This window comes from Paraburkholderia sp. J94, from assembly GCF_905220285.1.
In the GTDB taxonomy this organism is placed as follows: Bacteria; Pseudomonadota; Gammaproteobacteria; order Burkholderiales; family Burkholderiaceae; genus Paraburkholderia; species Paraburkholderia tropica_A.
The window spans coordinates 1-1,624 of the sequence record NZ_CAJMZH010000037.1 but is presented as its reverse complement, the minus strand read 5'-3'; the positions used below and the strand labels follow the sequence as shown (position 1 = coordinate 1,624).

1 pseudogene is annotated in these 1,624 nt (G+C 63.2%); it reads right to left on the bottom strand.

What is annotated here, in order from left to right:
- Positions 1–1,624 (bottom strand): annotated as a pseudogene (locus tag U4Y88_RS37495) (hypothetical protein); the annotation flags it as partial.

Here is a 1,624-nt window from a genome sequence, read left to right as displayed (position 1 = left end):
CGACAGCGTGCCTGCCGCCACATTGCTCAGCTTCACGTTCGTGCTCGCACCCGTGCCGCCCAGCGTCACCGAGTCATGCGCCGACGAGTCGTACAGCACTGCGTCCTGCAGCTTGCCGCTGATGCTCGTGATATCGCCAGCGAGGTTCGACACGTTCGTGTTGGTCGCGTACAGCTGCGCGCCGTTCACCGCGTCGGTGCTCGATGCCGAGACATCGCCATCCTTCACGTTGTGGATCGCGACCGGCGTCGTTGCGTCGGTACCGCCGAGCGTGATCGAGTCGTGGGCCGACGTGTCGTACGACACGGCATCGGCCATCTGGCCTTGCAGCGTGGTCACGTTACCGGCGATGTTCGACACGTCACCAGCAATGTTCGTCACCGTGCCCGCGAGGTTCGACACGTTCGTGTTCGTCGCGTACAGCTGCGAACCATTCACTGCGTCGAGGCTCGATGCCGACACTTCGCCCGCTGCCACGTTGTGCAGCGCCACCGGCGATGCACCCGAACCGCCCAGCGTCACCGAATCGTGCGCCGACGAGTCGTACAGCACTGCGTCCTGCAGCTTGCCGCTGATGCTCGTGATGTCACCAGCCAGGTTCGTCACGTCGCCAGCGAGGTTCGACACATTCGTGTTGGTCGCGTACAGCTGTGCGCCGTTCACTGCATCCGTGCTCGATGCCGAGACATCGCCATCCTTCACGTTGTGGATCGCGACCGGCGTCGTTGCATCGGTACCGCCGAGCGTGATCGAGTCGTGTGCCGACGTGTCGTACGACACCGCATCGGCCATCTGGCCTTGCAGCGTGGTCACGTTACCCGCGATGTTCGACACGTCACCAGCAATGTTCGTCACCGTGCCCGCGAGGTTCGACACGTTCGTGTTGGTCGCGTACAGCTGCGAACCGTTCACCGCGTCGGTGCTCGATGCCGAGACGTCGCCGTCCTTCACGTTATGCAGAGCAACTGCCGACGATGCACCCGAACCACCCAGCGTCACCGAGTCATGCGCCGACGAGTCGTACAGCACTGCGTCCTGCAGCTTGCCGCTGATGCTCGTGATGTCGCCAGCCAGGTTCGACACGTTCGTGTTGGTCGCGTACAGCTGTGCGCCATTCACTGCGTCCGTGCTCGATGCCGAGACGTCGCCATCCTTCACGTTATGCAGAGCAACTGCCGAGCTCGCGCCCGAACCGCCCAGCGTCACCGAATCGTGTGCCGACGAGTCGTACGACACCGCATCGGCCATCTGGCCTTGCAGCGTGGTCATGTTACCGGCGATGTTCGACACGTCACCGGCGATGTTCGTCACCGTGCCCGCGAGGTTCGACACGTTCGTGTTGGTCGCGTACAGCTGCGAGCCGTTCACTGCGTCGGTGCTCGATGCCGAGACATCGCCATCCTTCACGTTATGGATGGCCACCGGCGTCGTTGCGTCGGTACCGCCGAGCGTGATCGAGTCATGCGCCGACGAGTCGTACGACACCGCATCGGCCATCTGGCCTTGCAGCGTGGTCACGTTACCTGCGATGTTCGACACGTCACCAGCGATGTTCGTCACCGTGCCCGCGAGGTTAGACACGTTCGTGTTCGTCGCGTACAGCTGCGAGCCGTTCACTGCATCC